Source organism: Cupriavidus sp. HY129 (assembly GCF_059492215.1).
The window spans coordinates 891,294-911,939 of the sequence record NZ_CP083255.1 but is presented as its reverse complement, the minus strand read 5'-3'; the positions used below and the strand labels follow the sequence as shown (position 1 = coordinate 911,939).

Genomic DNA, 20,646 nt, shown 5'->3' with positions numbered 1-20,646 from the left:
AACCGCTCATGCGCAAATCCGCCCCTCATCTCGCGCTCGCTGGCTGCCTCGCGATGGCCATCTCGCTGCCGGCCTCGGCCGAGGACATCGACCTGTACACGGGTCTCCAGCCGGAGGCTGGCAAGCCCAACGTCCTGATCGTGCTCGACAATGCGTCAGCCTGGAATGCCTCGGCGAATTTCACATGTTCCACGTCAGGCGTGGTGTCGAGCAATAACGCGAACACCGATGCGGGTGCCGAGCAGTGCGCGCTGTACAACGCCGTCTACTCGATTCTGAATAGCCAAACGCTACTCGGCAACATCAACCTCGGCATCATGATGTTCGGCGACAGCAAGAACTTCGGCGGCATCATGAAGTTCCCGTCCACGGCGCCGTACAAGCTGCCGCTGATGGACGCCACCGGCGTCAATAACTTCCTCACGTACGTCAAGACAATCGACCGAACTGGCGACAGCGCCGGCAACTCGCAGGTCGCCGGGGCGATGCAGGAAGCCTGGGCGTACTATGCCGGCCAGCAGGGCCTGTCCGGCATCACCTATAAGTCGCCGATCGACAACCCATGCCAGCGCAACTTCGTCATCTACATCGCCAACGCGGTCAACAACGGCAAACCCGGTGACACCGGACAGAATGCCATCAACAGCCTGACGAACCAGGCCAAGGCGAGCGCCGCGCAACTGCAGCAGATCGTGCTGCCATCGGCCACCAACAAGTACCAGGCCAACTGGGCTGACGAGTGGGCACGGTTCAACTACCAGACCAATCTGTCGGCCAGCTCGACCGACCATCAGAACATCGTCACCTATACGATCGGCGTGACCGACGGGAGCAACCCCGACTACCTGCAACTGACCAAGAGCATGGCCAGCAACGGCGGGGGCAAGTACTCCGAAGTCAAGCTCGGGGATCCAAACGGGCTGGCCGACGCCCTGATGGCCATCTTCAACGAAGTGCAGGCGGTCAACAGCGTGTTCGCCTCGGTCAGTCTTCCGGCTTCGGTCAATGCGCAGGGCCAGTTCCTGAACCAGGTCTACGTCGGGATGTTCCGCCCCGACGCGACCGCCGCGCCGCGCTGGATGGGGAACCTGAAGCAGTATCAGGTGGGCTATGACACCAACGGCAACCTGGTCCTGCAGGATGCCAAGGGTGCCAGCGCCATCAGCAACGCCCAGACCGGCTTCATCTCGCCCAACTCCGTCAGCTTCTGGACGGCGGAGCCACCCCAGTCCTATTCCAGTGCTGGATACGGTCCCAACATGACGACCTGGCCGTCCGGTGGCTACTGGCAGAACAGTCCGTCTGGCACTGGCTGGCAGTTCGATTCGCCAGACGGCGAAATCGTGGAAAAAGGCGGCGTGGCGGAAATGATGCGCGCGCAATGGCTGGGCGATCAGACTTCCCGCAGGCTGCTGACATGCAATGGCGTGGGCACGTGTTCCGCATCGGGTGGCGTTAGCGCCCTGACGAGCTTCGATGCCAACAACAAGTGGTTGACTGGCACGAGTGGGCTGGCAGCCCTTAACGTCAACGCCACGACGGATACCACCAACACGAACGTGATCCAGGCCCTCCCGTCCACCGAGGTGCCTAACCTGATTGCCTGGGTGCGCGGCCAGGACATGACCCCTGCCAGCACCAGCACTAGCACCAGCGGCAGCAGTGGCAGCAGTGGCAGCAGCGGGAATGGAAACGGAAACGGGAATGGCAAGAACAACGGCAGCAGCGGTTCCGGCACCACGACCACCACGACAACGACCATGGCAGGCGCGGAAGCGGAACTCGGACCGGGGGCACCGGTAACCGTCCGCTCGTCGATCCACGCCGACGTGCTGCACTCGCGCCCCGCTGTGGTCAACTATGGCGGCTCCATTGGTGTCGTGGTCTACTACGGCACGAACGATGGTGTCTTCCACGCCGTCAACGGCAATCGCACCCAGGGCATTGGCGCCACGCGTGCCGGGGGCGAAATCTGGGGCTTCATCGCGCCCGAGTTCTTCGGCAAGCTCAATCGTCTCTACCAGAACACGCCGGAAATCAAGCTCTCGACCACGCCGGCTGGCATCACGCCGACGCCGCTGCCGCGCGACTACTTCTTCGATGGCAGCACGACGGTCATGCAGGATCTCCGCGATCCGAACAACCCGCACGTCATGATCTTCCTGACCGCACGACGTGGCGGTAGCCTGATCTACGCACTCGACGTGACCGATCCGACCAACCCGCAGTTTGTCTGGCGGCTCAGCAACACTGACCTCGCCGAGATGGGCCAGACCTGGTCGCAGCCCAAGGTGATGCGCGTGCGCGGCAATGCGAACCCCGTCATCGTCATGGGCGCGGGCTACGACCCTGCCGAGGATAGCGACCCGTCCCCGGGCGTCAATACGATGGGGCGCGGCCTGATCATGGTGGACGCCTACAAGGGCAACATCGTCTGGTCCGCGCAGCCGTCCTGTGCTGGCGTCACAACGCCATGCCTGGCCGTATCCGGCATGACCCGCGCGATTCCTTCCGACGTCACGCCGCTCGATCGCAACGGCGATGGCTATGTGGAGCGCGTGTACGTGGGCGATGTAGGCGGCAATGTCTGGCGCGCCGATTTCGAAACCGCTGCCGGCAATGCGCCCACCGCCTGGACGGTCACGAAGCTTGCGGCCCTGGGCGGCGGCGCAGGTACGAACAATGCTCGCAAGTTCTTCTATCCGCCTGATGTCGTCTCGACGAATGGATACGATGCGATCTCGCTTGGCTCCGGCGACCGCGAGCATCCTCTCTACTCGGCGTCCACCGCACCCGGCACCGCATACAACGTGGTCAACCGCCTCTACATGCTGAAGGACACCAACACCACTGGCATGTCGACGTCGTGGAGCCCGATCACGGAAAGCAACCTGTTCGATGCCACGGCCACGACCTACGATGGCAGCAAGTCGGGCTTCTTCATCACACTGATCAACCCGGGCGAAAAGGCGGTGAACGCACCGCTGACCGTCGCGGGCTATACGAACGTAGGCACCAACACGCCTTCCGTGCCGGTCGCCGGCGCTTGCTATCCGAACCTTGGCACCGCGCGTAGCTATTCCTACAACTTCCTGACCAGCATCGGCCAGAACACGAACCGCTACATCGTGCTGGACGGCGGCGGCTTCCCACCGTCGTCGGTGTTCGGCCTGATCACTGTCAGCACGGGCGGCAACTCCGTCGTCACGCCAGTGCTGCTGGGCGGCGGCAATCAGACCGCCACCGGTGGCGGCGATGCGAAATCGGGGCTCGGCGTGCAGAAAGTGAAGCCCACCGGCCTTGGCAAGCGCAAGCGTATCTACTGGTACGGCGAGGTCGACAAGAAGTAGCCTTGTCGAGGCGCGGCGGCTGTTACGAATGGTTGCAATCCCCGGACTCGGTCAATCTACCGCCGAGCCTAAGATTCGGGCAACAAGCCCCGAGGGAGAGCCGCCATGAAAGCAGTCGCCCGCGCAACACTGATTGCCGTACCGTTCGTCTCGATGCTGACCGCGTGCGGCGGTGGCGGAGATGGCAGCAGCGGCAGCAATAGCGGCACTACCGGCAACGGTACCTTGCAGGTCTCGATGACCGATGCCCCCGCCTGCGGCTTCGACCATGTCTTCGTCACGGTCAACAAGGTCCGGGTGAACACCAGCAGTTCCGCCGGTGACAATGATGCCGGCTGGACCGACATCACGATGGCCTCCCCCCAGAAGATCGACCTGCTCACGCTGACCAACGGCGTGCTGGCCGACCTGGGCCGCGCCCCGCTTCCCGCGGGCCAGTATCAGCAGATCCGACTGGTGCTTGCAGCCAACCAGGGCAACACACCCGCCAACTCCGTGGTGGTCAGCGGCACCACCACCGAGCAGCCGCTGGACACGCCAAGCGCCACGCAAAGCGGGTTCAAGATCATCCAGCCGTTCACCGTGCAGCCGAACACGCTGGCGGACCTGGTGCTCGACTTCAACGCGTGCAAATCGATCGTCCAGCGCGGCAACGGCACGTACAGTCTCAAGCCGGTGGTCACCGCGATCCCGATGGTCGTCAGCGGCTCGATCACGGGTAACGTCGCGATGGCGCAGGCCGGCGCACAAGTCTTCGCGGAACAGAATGGACAAGTCGTCCGCGGCACGGTGGCCGACGGCAACGGGCAATTCGTGCTGTCGCCGCTGGTGCAGAGTTCGACCAATGGCACCTACGACGTGGTGATCGTGGATAACCAGGTACCCACGGGCCATGCCACCGGCATCATTCGCTCCGTGCCGGTGACGGCCACGCAGACCACGACGATCTCCACTGCCGGGGCACCGTTCACGCTACCGACCTCGGCCACCAACACGGCTGCCGGCACGACCACCCCGGCCGCGCAGGCGTCGCTGCGAGCCTTGCAGACGATCGGATCGGCATCCTACGAGATCACCTCCACGAACGCGAACCTGGACACCGGCGCCTATTCGCTGGCACTTCCCGCAGCGGCCCCGCTGGTGGGCACGTATGGCACCCCTCTGCCGATCACACTGCAGAGCATCACCGCCGTGGCAGGCAAGTACTCGATTCAGGCCACCTCCGCGGCGGGCGCCACGCAGAGCACCCCGGTGAATGTCTCCTCGGGCAATCAATCGGGCATCGACTTCAGCTTCTAGTCGATCTGGATAGTCGCCAGTCGCTCGGCCGGGCCCGCAAACGAGAAGGGCCCGGTTCATTGCAACCATTCGTAACAAGGCCCCGGTGCGATAGACAAGAAATATCATGCCGTGACATGACATCAGGCCGCCAGACGATCACGCCGGTGCCGGATCCGCGTACTCGTCGTGCCGCTTCCACCATGGACCCGCCTCGTTGCGCCCTCTCGGCGCGCGGTCGAGCCACTGGTACATCCCCCACAAGCCATCCAGCCCGCGCGCGTACGTCGAGTAGGTGTGATAGATGACGTCGTCTTCGATCACGAATGCGCTCAGGCCTGGCAAGTCTCGCGAGAACGTGGCGGCGTCCGTGCCGCAGGTCGCTGCGAACTTCTTGAGCGGTTCGGGCGGCTCGGCCGTGTCCAGCTTGCGCCGCCCGCGCTCGTAGTTGTATTCGGTATCGCCGGTACGCTGCTGCGCCTCGGTCATCGAGACATTGAAGTCGAAGTTGAAATCGCTGCTGGACGATGACGCCCAGGGGAACGTCCAGCCCATCCGGCGCTGGTATGCCAGCAGCTTGTCGAGCGGCGCGCGCGAAGCCGCCCAGAGCATCACGTCGTGATTGGCCAGGTGGATCGCAAAGCCGTTGAAGCTATCGGCAATCGACGAGCAGGATGGGCACCCGGCCCTGTAGTCGGGGCCGAACATGAAGTGGTAGACCAGCAGTTGCGATCGCCCCCGGAACAGGTCCGACAGCGATGCGCTGCCCTGCTCGGTATCGAACCGGTATGCCTTGTCCACGCGCACCCATGGCAGTGCCTGACGCAGGCGCGCCAGTTCGTCGCTGCGGCGCGTCAGTTCTTTCTCCGCCTTGAGCAGATCGAGCCGCGCGGCCAGCCATTGTTCGCGCGTCCCGGTGGAATGTGTGGTCATCGTCGCTCCCTCCAATGCAGTAGGTATCCCTGTGCTAGATTAGGCGCCTCCATCGCCACTGCGGGAGTGACAAATATGTCGGGATTCGGATGGACTCGCTGATCACGGCCGCGGCGTTGGCGCTTTCGGCCGGCGATCCGCTTGGCGCGCTCAATCGCGTGGCCCTGCGCGACGATCCCCCTGCACTCGCGCTGCGCGGCATCGCCATGGCGCAGCTTGGCGAATTCGCCCGCGCCAAGGCACTGCTACGAAGCGCCGCACGCGCCTTCGGCGCGAAGGAGGCGGTCTCCCGGGCGCGATGTATCGTTGCCGAGGCGGAAGTCGCACTGGCCTCGCGTGACCTGGGCTGGCGGACCAAATGGCTCGATGCGGCGCGCGTCACACTGGAGGCGCATGGCGACCACGCCAATGCCGCCTGCGCACGCTATCTGGAGCTTCGCCGTCAGTTGCTGACCGGACAGCTCGACGTGGCCGAGCAAGCGCTGGACGCCATCGATCCCACGGTCTTGCCACCGGCACTGCGGGCAGCCCACGAACTGGTTGTCACCGGTGTTGCCATGCGGCGGCTGCGCACACAGGAGGCCCGCATGGGATTGGTCCGCGCCGAGGCCTTCGCGCGCGATGCCGGCATCCCCGCGCTACTCGCCGAGGTCCAGAGTGCCGCAGCGCAACTCGATGCGCCGGCAGCCCGCTTGATCGCCCGTGGTGACACCCGATCCATTGGGCTCGATGAGGTGGCGTCGCTGCTGGCTTCTCCCACGCTCGTGGTCGACGCGTGCCGCCTGGCCGTGAGCGAGGCTGGCACGGTGGTCTCGCTGGCGTCGCGCCCGGTGCTGTTCGCGCTGGCTCGCACGCTGGCGGAGGCATGGCCCGACGATGTCGCGCGCGACACGCTGATCGCGCACGCCTTCCGCACCCGTCATGCCGACGAAACGCTGCGCGCGCGACTGCGAGTGGAAATCGGCCGATTGCGTGCGGTGCTGAGCCCGATGGCCGGCATCCATGCAACGAAGCGCGGCTTCGCATTGGCGCCGTGCCAAGCGACCGAAGTCGCGGTGCTGGCGCAGCCGGTCGAGGATGCGCATGCCATGCTGCTGGCCAGCCTTGCGGACGGCGAGGCCTGGTCGAGTTCCTCGCTGGCGCTAGCGCTTGGCGCCAGCCAGCGCTCGATTCAACGAGCGCTCGAGACACTGGCAGCCGCCGGCAAGGTGCAGTCGATCGGGCGCGGCCGCGCCCAGCGCTGGATCACCGCGCCGATGCCAGGTTTCACGACAACCTTGTTACTCCACGTGCCGCTGCCAGGCGATTAGGATGAAATCCCGCTCAACGGATAACCATCATGAAACGAACCAACGCAACAATCCTCCGCGAATTCGGCCCCTTCCCCGGCGTCGAGCAAGTGAATGGCGTGACCTATGACGGCAAGCAGGTCTGGATGGCAGTTGGCAATAGTCTGGTCGCGCTCGACCCGGCCACCGGCAAGACCCTGCAGACGATCGACATCGCGGCACACGCCGGCACGGCATTCGATGGCCGGCATATCTTCCAGATCGGCGATGACCGCATCCGGAAAATCGACCCGGTGACGGGCCGCGTGCTGGCCACGATTCCAGCGCCCGGCGGCGGTGGCGACTCAGGGCTCGCCTGGGCCGAAGGCACGCTGTGGGTCGGCGAGTATCGCGAACGCAAGATCCATCAGATTGACCCGGAGACCGGCGCCATCCTGCGCACCATCACCTCTGATCGTTTCGTCACGGGGGTCAGCTGGGTAGACGGCACGCTCTGGCACGGCGCTGGTGAGGGCGATCAGGGCGCGCTGCGTCGTATCGACGCGGCAACCGGTGAGGTGCTGGAACAGATCGACATGCCACCCGGCGTGATGGTGTCGGGGCTCGAGTCCGATGGGAAGGAGCAGTTCTTCTGCGGCGGCGGCACCAGCGGCAAGCTGCGCGTGGTGCGTCGCCCTGCCCGCGATTGACGTGAGGTTTGGCGGAGTGAGGGGCTGGAGCCCACGCAAGGGCTCCAGCCCGATGCAGGATCAGTAGCCGTAGTACGGCTGCGGTACGTAGTTGACCGGGGCTGCGCCACGGCACGGCACATACGCCCCGTCATAGCTGCGATAGCAGTAGCCCGGGGGTACTTGCGGCGCTGCGTAGGCCACGGGCTGCGGCGGCGCATAGACCGGTGCCGGCGCAGCCATCACTGGCTGGCTGCTGGCCACCAGCGCGCCAATCGCCAATCCCGCGACGGCCGCCACGGCCAGCGCCGCGCCTGCCGAACTTCCGCCGCCACCGTGGTAGCCGCCACGATAGTAACGATCATGCGCCGAAGCCGAGCCCGCGACCAGCATGGCGGCGCTCAGGACGGCAATACCGGTATAACGAATCGACTTGCGCATTTCAGACTCCTTGACGGCCAACGATTGGCCTCGCTTGTACGACTCCATCATGGGCGAGGAACCATTACATTGGGTTACGGGATCGTGAGCAGATGTTAATGGCGGTGCATATCTGGGGCGGATGAAATCCGCCGTTGCAATTGCTGCAAATACAGCAACACCTTGCCCCGCCACCAGGCGCCAGTTGACAGCCGGGGCCGCACTGCAAATACTGCCGGCACGCAGCGCCTCAGCCCCGATACCCCCGAGACGGTGCAGGCAGTTCGAATCGTCGCAGTTCATTTCCCCTACTCATTGCCCAACAGGGCCCAATCAGGGACGACCATGATCAGACGCCGCCTTATCATTGCCGCCGCAGCCGCGACTGCGCTCGCCGCCTGCGCCTCAGGCATCTCGAACGCCCCCGCCCCGGTGCCGCAGCCCGCTACCACCGGCAGCCATGCCGCTGGCAAGACCGAAGTGCTCTGGCTCGGCCAGGCCGCCACGCGTATCACCACGCCCGGCGGCAAGGTCATCGTCATCGACCCCTGGCTGACCGGCAATCCGAAGACGCCGCCCGCGTTCAAGCAACTCTCCGCGCTGGGCAAGGTCGACATGATCCTGCTCACCCACGCCCACGGCGACCATCTCGGGGATGCGCCGGCAATCGCCACGACGCAGCACGTGCCGATCTGGAATGGCGGCGGCATGGGCCCGCAACTGGTCAGCCTTGGTCTGGTGACCTCGGATCTGGTGCAACCCTTTGGCAAGAGCGGCACTGTCATGCCATTCGGACCTGACGGTCCGAAGATCACCGCCGTCCACGCCGAGCATTCGTCCGAACTGGTCTGGAAGAATCCAGCCACGAACAAGACCGAAAGCCACTACGGCGGCGAGCCGGTCGGCTACATCATCGAGATGGAGAATGGCTTCAAGATCTGGCACATGGGCGATACCGGACTGTTCAGCGACATGAAGCTGATCGCCGAACGCTACAAGCCAGATCTGGTCATGATCCCGATCGGCGGGCATTACACGATGGGCCCGCAGGACGCGGCGATTGCCGTGCGCGATTTCATCAAGCCAAGGTATGCCATTCCGATGCACTACGGCACGTCGCCGATGCTGCGCGGCACGCCTGACGAGTTCAAGGCAGCGCTCGGGGCCGGGGTCACCACGGCGGTAATCGTCCCCGATCCGGGCCAGCAGGTCGCGTTCTGAGGAGCGATGCCACAGTCCGTGGCATCGCTCCCGCTTTCAGATCGAGAAATCATGACAGCACAAGCCCAGAACACACCGCACCCCGCGCGCACGCAATCGCTGCCGAGCCGCCACGACTTCGCAACGACGGTGGCGCGCCTCAAGGACGCGCTTGCGTCGCGCGGGCTCACACTATTCGCGGATATCGATCAGAGCGCCGCCGCGGAACAGGCCGGCACCTCGCTCAGACCGACGCGGCTGTTTCTGTTCGGCAATCCGAAGGGCGGCACGCCGGCGATGCAGGCCAACCCCCATGCCGCGATAGAACTACCGTTACGAGCGGTGGTCTGGGAAGACGACCGTGGCGCCACGCATATCGATTATCAGGATGCCGCAGGTGTCCTCAGCGGCGAGTATGGCTTGCAGCCGGCCCTCGTAGCACCGTTGGCCACGGTACGTGCGTTGCTCGAAGGCGTGGCTGGCAACGCGTAACACCTGCCACCGCGAGGCGGATGTCACTCCACTCGCGGAATACTCGGGCGTGGGCTGCAGCCCGGGATGCCAAAGAGGTACCTACTGCGGCACCTGCTGAGGCACCTACTGGGGCGCGCTGGGCAACGCAGGCTTATCACTGCCCTGCACTGCCGCCCCCGCTTCGGCCTGGTGCATTGCCTCCATCGCCTCAAGCTTGCGCAGCGATTGCTGCAGCGAGTTGGGGTAGTTCTCGTCGTTGATATCGAAGCCTACCGACTTCAGCGCCTGCAACTCGCGAAGAATGCTCGCGCGAGTGATGGGCGGCGTAGCGGTTCCCGTCGTCGTTTGCGCACGGGCGTAGCCGCAGACGGCGATCATCGGCAAGGCGATGGCACATACACGGCACATCGTGGCGAAAGATCCGGATTCCATAGCGCACTCCTGATCCTGGAGTTGGGGTCGAACAGGGGTACTCGCGTACTCGACGGCCCAAGAAAAAAGAGCATAGGCGTCCGCACATCGGCATGCCGGGTCGGCCCGGCCCATCCGTGGACAGTTTCTTGATAGACCATTTTGCGGGCAAGTCCACCGGAAGCGTCATCCGCGCAAAACATGCCAATCTGGCCGTGCGCCTGGCATCCACACCTGGCAGTCACACATGGCAGTCGCGGGCGCAGGCGACGGTACATTCCGGACACTGCAGACTCGAGAGACCATCGATTCGAGGATTCAATGCGCGGCTTCGGAAGCTTCCCGAAATCGGCACAGGGCGACTGATGTTTGATCACGTGCCCATGCAGCGCGGACGCGCGACTCAGGTAATGACGGTTGCGCTTGCGTCGCACACCATGCACGGTGGATCGGCTGCGGCATATGCCGCGGATGGCGCCAACAGGGCCGAGCAAAGCACGGCCACCATCCCAAGGACGACAAGTGTGCGTGGTGTCCGAAGCAGTTCCGACGCGCGGCGCGTCACGCTTTCGTCTGTGAATCTTGCTGGTTTGACTGACATGATCAAGCTCCGAAGGTAGTCCTATTTGCCTGAACCGGCAGCGATGTGCCACCCGTTCCCTGCCTTCGTTATAGGCCACCGCGACTACGCGCGACCATCCGAAATTTCCCAAAATCCAATTGGAAATTCCGGTCGCGCCACACCGCGCGGTGTGGCGCTTGAGACGCTGGTGAGAAAATTCGGAGGCGTCGTCCCGCCGAATGGGCAACATCCGAGCAACGCGATTGCCCGGGGCGATCACAATGAGGAATAACGGTCGACGATCCACGCATCGGTCACTGCATGACACCTCCCGGAGTTCCAACCATGCATCCCGAACTTCAAAACGAAATCCTGCAACTCAGGGCCAGGAGCGTGCGCTTTGCCTGCCTGTCGTATCGGCTCAGCGACCTTGAGGATGTGCTTCGCTTCATCAAATCAGGTCTCCTGAAAGCAACGCCGGCAGCCGTTGCGCAGTACCGGAAAGAGCGCCTTCAACTCATCAATCAGATCCAGGCAATGCTGCTTGCGTCCAGGACCGCCTGACGACATTTCGGGGCAGCCACGGCCGCGCTATCGCTGGCGCGCTATGCAAAACGCCGCGAAACCCCCAAGGATCTCGCGGCGCCCATCAGGCAGGACCTGATTCGTCTCACCACACAGTCTGATTACCAGTTCGCGTCCGAAGCCGGTGGCCCAAGCGGCGCACTCTTCTTCACCACCTTCCGGACCACCTTGGCGGCAGCCGAACTGGCCCCGGCCGGCTCATTGCGCGATACCGCTTCGGCCCGCAACTGAAGCTCGCCGGGTTTCACTTCGTCAAGGTTGATCTTGACCGACTCCAGATGACCGTACGACATCGAAGCCGTCACGCGGTCCACCACCACCGTGCAACATTCCTGCTCGGTGAAGCCCAGCGAACGACCGGTCTGCGGATCGGTCAGCTCCTTGCCGAGACGCACCACCTGATAGATCGCGCCCTGGCGCACCGATTGGCCACCCTGGCTCAGCACCACGTTGTAACCGTCGCGTGAGGCGATGCTGACCGGGTAGAGCCGGACCAGAATGTCTGCCACGACCTTCCGGACCATGGCCGATTCCATTGCATCGACGCGATCCCCTGACTGCTCGGCGGCACCGCCATCCACGGTATTGCTAAACAGCACTTCACGCGTGGTCACATTCACGAATTTCTGCGACACGGACCAGCGACCGGCACGACCGGTCTGATCCGCGTCGGCGAGTCGTCCCCTTTCGAAGGCGTTGACACTGCCGAACCAGATCAAATCAGCGCCCAGGCCTTGCCCGATCTTCGCAAACTGGTCGTTCGAAACCTCCCCGCTGGCAATTCGCTCGATCTCGCCATACAACTCGGGCGCATCGCCGCGCTCGAGCACCGTGAAACGCCCGCTTTGCGTCAGGGCATCGGTAATGCGCTGACGCAGTTCGGCGGCGGTCCGCTCGGCGTTGTTGCCACCCGCGTGTCCGATCCGCAGCGGCGCGATGGCAATCCGTAGCTTGCCCGTGTCCGCCGGCGCCTTGAATTTGGCCACGTCGGCTTCGATCGACGCCTTGTAAACCCGCTCCATCAGCCCCGGCGCATCCAGACTGACCACCTTGAAATTGGTCACCGCGCCACGGGTAGTCTGGCTGACCAGCTCCGCGAAGCCCGCCGAGGATAGCGTGATGGCATCGCGACCCACCGCCGCGCCAAGCGCGGTCTTGAACTGCGTGCTGGACAAGTCGATCGTGGTCCCGGTGACCTGCATGATGGCCTGCCGCAGCGCCTGATCCACGGCCTCCGCGGCTGACGCGCCCACGCCCGAAGCGGAGACGTGAACCCGCTCCACGGCGCCAACATCGGGCTTGCCGGCTTGCGCTGTCGGACTGGACGCGGCCCCGCTCTGAGGGGGCGCGGCAACGGGCTTGTCGTCCGGAGTCTGCTGTCCGCAGGCAACAAGCAGGGCCACGGCGCAGGTTGCGGCCAACGTGGCCCTTGCTTGCGAAATCATGATTGTCACCGCCAGAAGCGCTTAGAACTTCGACGACAGCGCGGCCGTCGCATCCTTCGGCACCGGAATGTCGTGCGACTTGGCATAGGCCGTGGCCGCCTGCAGCGTGCTGCTCAGACGCGACACATGTCCGGGCAGTTCGGTGGCGATATACGTGCCGGTCGAGAGCTTGCTGCCCAGCGACATCTTGTCCATGATCGACGCGCTTGTCAGCTGTGCCTGGGCGGCATCCTTGAACGCCATGACGTTGGATCGCAGGCCGACGTAGCGCAACATGCCGAGCCCCAGATGCTTCATGCCCTCGGCATAGGAGGCCTTGCCGGCAGCATCCATGCGCGTGTTGCCGTCCTTGAGCGCGGCCTCGATGGCCTTCGATGCCTCGCTCTGGACCTTGTCCGATTCCTGCAGGCTGTCCTTGGTGGCACCCGAGGTCAGCGCATCGGCGGTGGCCTGCGCCTGTGCGGCGACTTCCTTGAGACCGACGGCCTGCGCCAAATTGACTTGCGCCAGCAGCACTTCCTTGCCGGCCGCGCCATACGCGGCGGATAGCTGGTCCTGCATGGCCCCCGCATCGGCACTACCGCCCGATGCACTGCTGGACGGTGTCACGGCATTGGCAATGGCGCCAAGCGAAGGAAGAGCGTGCGCGTGCGCGGCGGCAAGTGATGACAGCGCGATGATGGCGAGGTGTTTTTTGATCATGATGTCAATTGGAGAATGTGAAAGGAAGCGGCCAGGCGGCGGCGATCCGCTATCACCTGGCCGGTCAACGGTGTCAGCGCACCTTGGCGTTATTCAGTTGCGCGGCCAGCTCACGTGCCGCCGAATCCGCCGCCCGTTTCAGGGCGTTCGTCTGGGCGACGCTGGCGTCCGGGCCCGTGCCCGAGAACTGCACCGGGCCCACCGATGACACCGTGCGCGGGAAGCGCGTCGTCACATCGATCAGCTTCGCCGTCACCGTCACGTAGATCCGGGTCAGGCCCGTTACCGGGTCGGTGTCCTGCATGCCGATATCGAGGGTGCCCAGCGCAAGGTAAGGCACCTGGGCAGTCTGCAGTCCGAGCACCGCTTCGCGCATCGTGGCCGGCTGCAGGTCGTTGCCGGTCTGGAAGTCGTTCTCGAGCGCCGAGATCCGCAGGTGACCGCCCGAAGTCGGCTCCACATACCCCGCCTCCACCACCTGGAAGCCCGACTGCGCGAACACGCCCGTGAAGATCGTGTTCAGGTTGCCGGACGGCACCAGCTTCCACTTGATCTCATCGGCCTTGCGGGTGCGGCTGCCGCCCGTCTCCATCGACACCGAGGTGTTCGCGGCATAGCCGCTGCGGCTCGATTTCTCCGTGGCGCTTTCCTTGATGTCGGCACGCTTGTACACGCGAGGGTCGTAGGACTTCACACTGTCCTGCTGGCGTGCGACGAACACAAACGTCAGCGGGGACTTCTGGCCATCAGCGGCCATGGCGACCGGCGCGCCGCCCTTGACGGCGTTGCGCAGCTTGGCCACGTTGATATCGACGCGCACCACCACCGAGTACTGCTGCGCGTCCTTCTTGTCCTCGTCACTGATCAGCGTGGCGCCCAGCACGAACTTGTCCAGGTTGGCCGCCACCTTGTCGCGGATGCTGTCGAAGTTCTCGGCCTGGGATTCGCCGCTCTCGGCGTAGTAGCGCTCGATGGCATTAACCTCGGCGGTCTGGAATGCACGCTGCTTGTCTTCGGCGGATGCCTTGCTCGAGAACAGCGAGCCGTCGTACTTGACGGTTGCCATCCCCTTGGATGTCACCACCTGCGCGGACGCAAGACTGCTGGCCAGTACCAGCAGCCACCATAAGTTACGAATTACCTGCATGATTTGATCACTCCTCGTGTGCTTTCGATCTGGCTCTTCACGTTGTCGCCGCTCGCGGCAGCAGCCAACCAGTCACTGTCCTTGCCGCCGACCACATCGGCCAGCTTGGTAAACAGCCCTCGCAGGGATTCCGCGAATGCCGGGAAGTCGTCGGTGCGAGACTGCGTCACCGGTACCGCCTTGACCTCGCCGTTCTTGAAGTCCGCATCCAGATAGCGGCGGCCCGACATGGGCTCGGCCATGGAGACGTGGCTGTACGATGCGTAGATGTAGCTCGTGCCAGCCGCAGAACTGCCGTACTCGACCCGTTTGAAGTCCTTCACGGACAGGTCGATCGTATAGTCGGGTTTCGGCAACTGGAGATTGAAGACCTCGCCATCGCTGAAATGCATCGACATCGCATTGCCGATGGCATAGCCCTTTGTGAATGGCAGGATCGGCACTTGTGCCCGGTCGAGCAGCGCTTCGCCGAACATATCGGCCACCCAGCCCTCCGCCACACCGTCGCCGCGCAACGCCTCCGGCAATTGCGCCCTGGCACCCGGCGTCAGTTCCACACGTTCGATCTGCAGGTAGCGCGTGCCCGACGATGGCAACTGCGCCGATGACAACGCCCGCACATAGCGATCGAGCAAACCGGGACGTTCGCCGCCGGCCAGCAGCCGTTTGATCCGTTCGCGCTTCTCGGCATCGCCCGGCATGTGGTCCAACACATCCAGGTGGCTGATATTCAGCGGATACGCGCGCACCACCGTCATGGCCTTGAAGTCGAATACCAACGCCTGGCCACGCAGATTCGTCACGACCTTGTAGATCGACCCGAAGCGTTCGCTGGATACCGATTCGCTGGTCACCACAAGCGCGGTGGCCAGTGCCTGATCGCTGTCCTTGAGGCTGGCCATACCGTCGGTGGTGATGGCAAAGTTCGCCGGCGGATTTGCCGTCAACGACTGCGTGATGAGCTTCGAAGGACTCCGGCCACTGGCGGCCAGCTCGGCTTCCACCTTGCGCGTCAGCGGAAAGCGCGAATCGATCTGTCGAGCTTCACCGGCATAGGCGAAGCCGGCGAAGGCTACCTTGTCGGCAGCGTGTGCAACGGTGGCAATCAATGCCAGTACGCAGAGTGTCAGGCGGGCGACCAGCATGGAACGAGCAGCAGAGAGTCAATCAATGGCCGGGAATTCTGCCGTCAGCACCACCGCCTGAGCTTAGGAAACCTCTGAATTTCAATACCGAAGCAGCTTGCGGCGCGGAGAACCTCTCCGTGATGATCCAGCGCGCCCGATTCACGCCGCTTGCCGGGCGTGGGAAACGTCTTCATCCTCGACTGCCGACTGAGACATCTTGCCTGCCGGCGCACCCACCTCGAGTCGATAGCCGAAGCCCGACACGGCATGGATCGAAATCGGGCCGCGTGAACGCATGCCCAATTGCATGCGCAGGGTGGAGATCAGCGTCGACAATGCCCTGGACGAGGTCGGCAGCCTCGCACCCCAGATCTCCAGTTCGATGCTGGCACGGGTCAGCGTCTTGCCCGCGCTCCGGAACAGCATGAGCGCAAGCCGAAACTGCCGATCGGACAGCTTGACGGCTACCCCGCGCAGCAACACGCAATGCTGGCGCATGTCCAGTACATAGTCGCCCAACCGAAAAGTAGAGCCTCTATCCTCGCGGGACAGTGAATGGCACTGGTGCGCCGCGATCAGCCCGGCGGCGACGATCTCCGACGATCGTGGATCGGAAATGAATCCATCGATCCTGTCATGGAAGGCATGCGCACTGCCATTTGCATCTGGCGTCGTGACAATGACAACCAGCGGCGTATCGAAACCGAGCTTTCTCACCTGGTCGACGAACGCCAGACCCGGCCCACTGACAGCCGGCAGCATCAGGACAACGAGGTCGAACAGAATACTCTGGCCAACCTCCGCAAGGTCAACCAGCGACACAAAGATCGAGTAATGGAAGTCTCTGGAAGCCGGAAGCAGATCGATCGTCGCATCGATGCCGTCGGGCACCAGAATGCCAACTGCAAGCGGCCTGGGTATGGCGAGGGTATTCATGAGGCGGTGATGAAAATCGTTCTCCCCGGCTAGGTGCCGGGTTGACCCGCCAAGGGTATTGCATGTCGTGGCGCGCAAATGCGGAGGGTTCTGAAGACAATCAGGAAGCTTCCGAATCCGCGCATTCCAGTCGGCCCTTACGCTTGCCGTAACGACTTGCCGAGCCGGTCCTCGAACATTGGTGCCGTGTCGCCAACATCAACCACTGTCACCCGAAGCGCCTATGAACAGCAAGATCCACCTGACAGGATTCCACCGCGAACTGTGGGAGCTTAGGTCTCGTGGCACAGGCTTCTGTGGTCTGGGGGGTATCTTGCCAAGTCCACTGTTCAAGGACTGGGCAACGATCAAACCACTCTTGCCCGCGCGTGACCGTTACTCGCAGGCCAAGCTTGCGCTAGTCTTCTACGCATACCTTATGGTTCGCGACTCGGCCAATGCGACCAGGAGCCACGGTGGGACCGGCGTACATTTCATCTATCGGCCATGGCAATCATGATCCGCACCTCTTTTCCGTCGTTTGCTGACTTTGTAAGAAGCCGCGCCATCCGTGCGGCAACTGTGCTTGCCGTCGTTACCTTGCTTGGCGGCTGCGGGATCTTTGGTTGCGCGGCAGGAGGCGGGAATGGCCACGCCGCCGGAGGCTGTGCCACAGGCATGCGCTTCTAGTGGAACGTTCGCATCGAAACGGGAATTCGCCTGTGGCAGCGCAGGAAGAGTCTTAGCCCCGTCGTACATCGGCATATCGAAAATGACGACCGGCGAGCGGTGGTCGCACCGCGCACGCCGCCCTTTCGATACTCGACGGCATACGTAACAACATGAATATTGGCAAACGATTCACGGCCGAATGGCTGGGCACTTTCTGGCTGGTCCTTGGCGGATGCGGCGCCGCAGTATTCGCAGCAGCCTTCCCTAACGTTGGTATCGGTCTGCTCGGTGTATCGCTCGCTTTCGGTCTGACGGTCGTCACCATGGCCTATGCCATCGGCCCGGTCTCCGGCTGCCACCTCAACCCGGCCGTTACCGTTGGCCTTGCCGTCGCTGGACGCTTCCCGGTCGCCGAAGCGCCGCTGTACATTGTGGCCCAGTTGCTCGGTGCCGTTTGCGCCGCAGGCACGCTGCTATACCTGGCAAGCGCCAATCCCGGCTTCGACCTGATGACCAATGGCCTGGCGACCAACGGCTACGGTGCGGCGTCGCCGGGCGGTTATGGGCTGCGAGCGGTGATAACGACAGAGACGCTGATGACCTCGTTCTTCCTGATCATCATCATTGGCGCCACCAGCTACAGACGCACGCGCGCGGCGGCACCGCTGGCGATCGGCCTGGCGCTGACGCTGATTCACCTGATCTCGATCCCAATCTCAAACACGTCGGTCAATCCCGCACGCTCGACGGGTCCGGCGATCATCGTTGGTGGGGTAGCGATTCAGCAACTGTGGGTTTTCTGGGTCGCACCGATCTGCGGCGCGATCCTGGCCGGCCTGCTCGGTCGTCTGCTGTTCGTCAACGAAGCGGACTGAGAGGCTGTTCTCCCAATGCAGATCCTGTCTCAATCCGCGCCCGCCCCGCTGGCGGCCAAGCCGGGGCGCAATCGATTCCTGATCCTGGTGGCGGTGGCCGTGGTTGCAGTGATCATCGCCGGCACGACCATCTCGTCGATCCTGTCTGGCCCTGCAGCCGGACAGGCCGCGTCCGCGAAGGTCACGCCGGGCTACTCGGACGCATTGCCGCGCATCGTCGGTCAGCACTGCGGTGACCACTGCGCCGAAATGCTGGAAGGCTATCAGTGGGCTCAGCTCAACGACATCCGCCTGCCCCTTTCCTGCCGCCGATATACCGGCGCGTTCACCGACGGTTGCCTGGCATACCTGGAATATCGCGCAGAGACCCGCCGCGGCGCGCGTGCGGGCCGTTGAACCACGACAGCCTTCACCGCGGTGGAATCCGGCCATTGGTCCGGCAGGAGCTTCCTTTGGCATCCGACACCCCGCTGCGCGCTAGTCGAGACCATCGCCCAGCTCATCGCATTGCGTGAACTGCGCTGCGCCTTCGGGCAAGGTCATCTCTGGGCGCCAGCCCTGCCGGCAGCAGCGTTTCTCGCGGCTGGCGCTGCACCGCCGAGAGCCCGGTTCGACACCTGCCGAACGCCCGTGATTTGCGTGCGCATCACTTGCTCTCGGGTACTTAACCCATTCCGATGGATCACTCCTTTCATCGGAAATTTCCGAATCGCCATGCTGAATGGCTTTGCTACTCTCAATCGAGTCATCATAAATGCGCTCCCGTAGCCGGGCGCCTGCTTTCGGAAGTTGAAAGTGAACTCGATCAAGATCGCACTGCTTGACGCGGAGCCCTCCTCCGCAACCGGCATCAGCAAAGTGCTGGAATCCGGCGGTGTCGTATCGTCCCGCTTCGCCAGTTCCGCAAGGTTGTTTCGGGAGCTCCGGCGCTCTGTATTCGATGTGGTACTGGTGTCTGACAACCTGCCTGACGATCCGGCCACCGATGTGGTCCAGGCACTCCGGCGCGCCACCACACTCCAGATGCCGATCCTGGTGATCGCCCACAACGCGTCCCAGGTGAATCTGATCGATGCTTTCGATGCCGGTGCGGACGACTATGTCGTGTTCACCAGCGATCCGAGCAGCCTATTGCCACGCATCATCGGCCACCATCGGCGCGCCCGCAGGCGCGAAGGATCGGGCGGCAGGCAGCTCAGTGCGGGCGACTACACGCTTGACCTCGACGCCTGCTGCGTGAGGTTCCGCGCGGAGACCATCCGTTTGACGCCCAAGGAATTTGCGCTGGCCAAGCTGATGTTCTCTTCCCCCGCCGTGACCTTGCCACGTGATCACATCGAGATCGTCGTCTGGGGCAGCACCCTGCCACCGCTATCGCGCGCGCTGGCTGCGATGGTAGCCCGGCTTAGACGCGTGCTTCGGCTCCGCCCGGAGCACGGCGTGACGCTGCGGGGCGTGCATTCGATGGGCTACCGGCTCGATATCGCCGCCCCTGACTCCGGCATCTAGAAGGTCATTGGAAAGCCGTGCCCGCCTCGCTGGCATGCTCGCGAGCGCCCATGCAAATATGCAAAAAGGCCGTTACCCGATATGGGCAACGGCCTTTTTACTTGTCCGACTCTTGTCGGACTTATGGGATGCATGACCGCCCGTCCCCCTCCTCCAGAAGAGGACAGACGGCAGTCGCGCCCTTACTTCGTACCCAGTACGCGGATCTCCACACGACGGTCCGGCGCCAGGCATTCGATCAGCTTCGCGCGCGGCAGGGTTCCGCACTGCGTACCCGGCTCGGACTTGCCGCGACCTTCCGCCACGACAACGCGCGAGTCCACACCGTTGTCCACCAGCAGCTTCTTGATCGTTTCCGCGCGTTTCTGTGACAGCACCCTGTTGGCGTTTGCCGACCCAATACGGTCGGTGAACGCCTGAACTTCCACACGCGTGACGGACTTCAGTTGCGTCAGCTCGGCACCGAGCGTCGCGATCTGCCTGCGGCCGTCGCTGGTCAGATCACCCGGGCCCGAGCCGTTGAACCGGAAGAGCGTGTCGCCTGACAGCGTCGCGTTGCGCAGCACCGTTGGCACGTTGGCGACGACGGGCGGCATGACCACGCGCTGCACTTCAGGAGCCGGCTTGTTCAGGAAACTGGCACAGGATTCCGGTTTCCAGTAGTACGCACGGGTCTTCTCGTTCTTGTCGAAAACGACCTTCATCTGGCACTGGACGATATCGTCCGGCGCGGCGCGACCCGTGCGGAAGTTGAACAGGTAGTCCCATTCGCGCACGCCAAAGAAGCCTTCGTTGAAATGCGGCCGGTCAAGCAGCGGATAAAGCTGGGACTTTATCATGCCGGGTGCCAGCATGCGCAGGTTATCGATATTCGGGAACGTACCGTCCTTCGGCCACGACGACGACGGGTCCGGAAATGCGATTTGGTCGGACTTGCCGTCATCCGAGAGGCGACTCGATGTGGTCGAGCACCCCTGCAGTGCTGCAGCGGCGACCAGTACGGTCGCGACAGCGATCCAGGTAGATTTGGCTTTCATTTCTTGGGTTCGGATTCTGTTAGGTTCGGGACACGCGGCGGCGTGCC

At 63.5% G+C, this 20,646-nt stretch carries 19 protein-coding genes; 10 read left to right on the top strand and 9 right to left on the bottom strand.

Translation table 11 applies throughout. The features are described 5' to 3' along the window. Positions 1 to 8 precede the first annotated feature (8 nt). Together K6G35_RS20425 and K6G35_RS20420 are read left to right on the top strand one after the other, a co-directional pair. Positions 9 to 3,350, top strand: a complete 3,342-nt coding sequence (locus K6G35_RS20425) for a pilus assembly protein (protein ID WP_495676930.1) — start codon at positions 9 to 11, stop codon at positions 3,348 to 3,350. Between the two features lie 105 nt (positions 3,351 to 3,455). Beyond that, positions 3,456 to 4,649: a DUF4382 domain-containing protein gene (locus tag K6G35_RS20420; protein ID WP_008644009.1), complete on the top strand. Its 1,194-nt coding sequence runs from the start codon at positions 3,456 to 3,458 to the stop codon at positions 4,647 to 4,649. 138 nt (positions 4,650 to 4,787) lie between these two features. Here the strand turns inward: K6G35_RS20420 and K6G35_RS20415 are convergent, their stop codons facing one another. Beyond that, positions 4,788 to 5,561 carry a DUF899 domain-containing protein gene (locus K6G35_RS20415; protein ID WP_008644007.1) on the bottom strand — a complete coding sequence of 258 codons (774 nt, stop codon included), beginning with the start codon at positions 5,559 to 5,561 and terminating at the stop codon, positions 4,788 to 4,790. Between the two features lie 89 nt (positions 5,562 to 5,650). Here K6G35_RS20415 and K6G35_RS20410 point away from each other — a divergent pair, with 89 nt between their 5' ends. Together K6G35_RS20410 and K6G35_RS20405 are read left to right on the top strand one after the other, a co-directional pair. Next, a complete protein-coding gene (locus tag K6G35_RS20410) occupies positions 5,651 to 6,871 on the top strand; it encodes a hypothetical protein (protein WP_035882814.1) in 1,221 nt (406 codons plus the stop codon). A 29-nt stretch (positions 6,872 to 6,900) separates the two neighbouring features. After that, positions 6,901 to 7,539 carry a Vgb family protein gene (locus K6G35_RS20405; protein WP_008644003.1) on the top strand — a complete coding sequence of 213 codons (639 nt, stop codon included), beginning with the start codon at positions 6,901 to 6,903 and terminating at the stop codon, positions 7,537 to 7,539. Between the two features lie 60 nt (positions 7,540 to 7,599). Here the strand turns inward: K6G35_RS20405 and K6G35_RS20400 are convergent, their stop codons facing one another. After that, a complete protein-coding gene (locus tag K6G35_RS20400) occupies positions 7,600 to 7,959 on the bottom strand; it encodes a hypothetical protein (RefSeq protein WP_035882815.1) in 360 nt (119 codons plus the stop codon). Positions 7,960 to 8,283: 324 nt separating this feature from the next. Between K6G35_RS20400 and K6G35_RS20395 the strand changes: the two genes are divergently transcribed. Both K6G35_RS20395 and K6G35_RS20390 read left to right on the top strand, forming a co-directional pair. Then, positions 8,284 to 9,159 carry a metal-dependent hydrolase gene (locus K6G35_RS20395; RefSeq protein WP_035882816.1) on the top strand — a complete coding sequence of 292 codons (876 nt, stop codon included), beginning with the start codon at positions 8,284 to 8,286 and terminating at the stop codon, positions 9,157 to 9,159. A gap of 51 nt (positions 9,160 to 9,210) precedes the next feature. Next, positions 9,211 to 9,630, top strand: coding sequence for a DUF302 domain-containing protein (locus tag K6G35_RS20390; RefSeq protein WP_495676929.1), 420 nt, complete (start codon positions 9,211 to 9,213; stop codon positions 9,628 to 9,630). Between the two features lie 105 nt (positions 9,631 to 9,735). Here the strand turns inward: K6G35_RS20390 and K6G35_RS20385 are convergent, their stop codons facing one another. Further along, positions 9,736 to 10,044, bottom strand: coding sequence for a DUF4148 domain-containing protein (locus K6G35_RS20385; RefSeq protein WP_008643995.1), 309 nt, complete (start codon positions 10,042 to 10,044; stop codon positions 9,736 to 9,738). An 886-nt stretch (positions 10,045 to 10,930) separates the two neighbouring features. Here K6G35_RS20385 and K6G35_RS20380 point away from each other — a divergent pair. Continuing rightward, entirely contained in the window at positions 10,931 to 11,149 is a 219-nt protein-coding gene (locus tag K6G35_RS20380; protein ID WP_495676928.1) for an HP1242/YdcH family protein, read from the top strand. A gap of 122 nt (positions 11,150 to 11,271) precedes the next feature. Here K6G35_RS20380 and K6G35_RS20375 read toward each other — a convergent pair whose 3' ends face one another. From K6G35_RS20375 to K6G35_RS20355, 5 genes are all read right to left on the bottom strand, one after another. After that, a complete protein-coding gene (locus K6G35_RS20375) occupies positions 11,272 to 12,615 on the bottom strand; it encodes a CsgG/HfaB family protein (protein ID WP_495676927.1) in 1,344 nt (447 codons plus the stop codon). A gap of 21 nt (positions 12,616 to 12,636) precedes the next feature. Continuing rightward, positions 12,637 to 13,317 (bottom strand): hypothetical protein, encoded by a 681-nt coding sequence (locus K6G35_RS20370; protein ID WP_495676926.1) that lies wholly within the window; start codon positions 13,315 to 13,317, stop codon positions 12,637 to 12,639. Positions 13,318 to 13,390: 73 nt separating this feature from the next. Beyond that, positions 13,391 to 14,464, bottom strand: a complete 1,074-nt coding sequence (locus tag K6G35_RS20365) for a hypothetical protein (RefSeq protein ID WP_495676925.1) — start codon at positions 14,462 to 14,464, stop codon at positions 13,391 to 13,393. Beyond that, the gene (locus tag K6G35_RS20360) at positions 14,455 to 15,609 is read right to left on the bottom strand and encodes a hypothetical protein (RefSeq protein ID WP_495676924.1); all 1,155 of its coding nucleotides are present in this window, start codon (positions 15,607 to 15,609) and stop codon (positions 14,455 to 14,457) included. Before K6G35_RS20360 ends, K6G35_RS20365 begins: the two co-directional genes overlap by 10 nt. Before the next feature lie 141 nt (positions 15,610 to 15,750). Further along, positions 15,751 to 16,482, bottom strand: a complete 732-nt coding sequence (locus tag K6G35_RS20355) for a winged helix-turn-helix domain-containing protein (protein ID WP_495676923.1) — start codon at positions 16,480 to 16,482, stop codon at positions 15,751 to 15,753. Positions 16,483 to 17,348: 866 nt separating this feature from the next. Between K6G35_RS20355 and aqpZ the strand changes: the two genes are divergently transcribed. From aqpZ to K6G35_RS20340, 3 genes are all read left to right on the top strand, one after another. Then, positions 17,349 to 18,053 (top strand): aquaporin Z, encoded by a 705-nt coding sequence (aqpZ, locus tag K6G35_RS20350; RefSeq protein ID WP_495676922.1) that lies wholly within the window; start codon positions 17,349 to 17,351, stop codon positions 18,051 to 18,053. A gap of 15 nt (positions 18,054 to 18,068) precedes the next feature. Next, entirely contained in the window at positions 18,069 to 18,449 is a 381-nt protein-coding gene (locus tag K6G35_RS20345; protein WP_495676921.1) for a hypothetical protein, read from the top strand. Positions 18,450 to 18,848: 399 nt separating this feature from the next. After that, on the top strand, positions 18,849 to 19,562 hold the full coding sequence (locus tag K6G35_RS20340) for a response regulator transcription factor (protein WP_495676920.1): 714 nt from the start codon (positions 18,849 to 18,851) through the stop codon (positions 19,560 to 19,562). A gap of 182 nt (positions 19,563 to 19,744) precedes the next feature. On the opposite strand, the gene bamE is transcribed toward K6G35_RS20340, so the two are convergent. After that, complete coding sequence (gene bamE / locus K6G35_RS20335; RefSeq protein ID WP_495676919.1) at positions 19,745 to 20,599, bottom strand: outer membrane protein assembly factor BamE domain-containing protein; 855 nt, start codon at positions 20,597 to 20,599, stop codon at positions 19,745 to 19,747. Between the last annotated feature and the right edge of the window lie 47 nt (positions 20,600 to 20,646).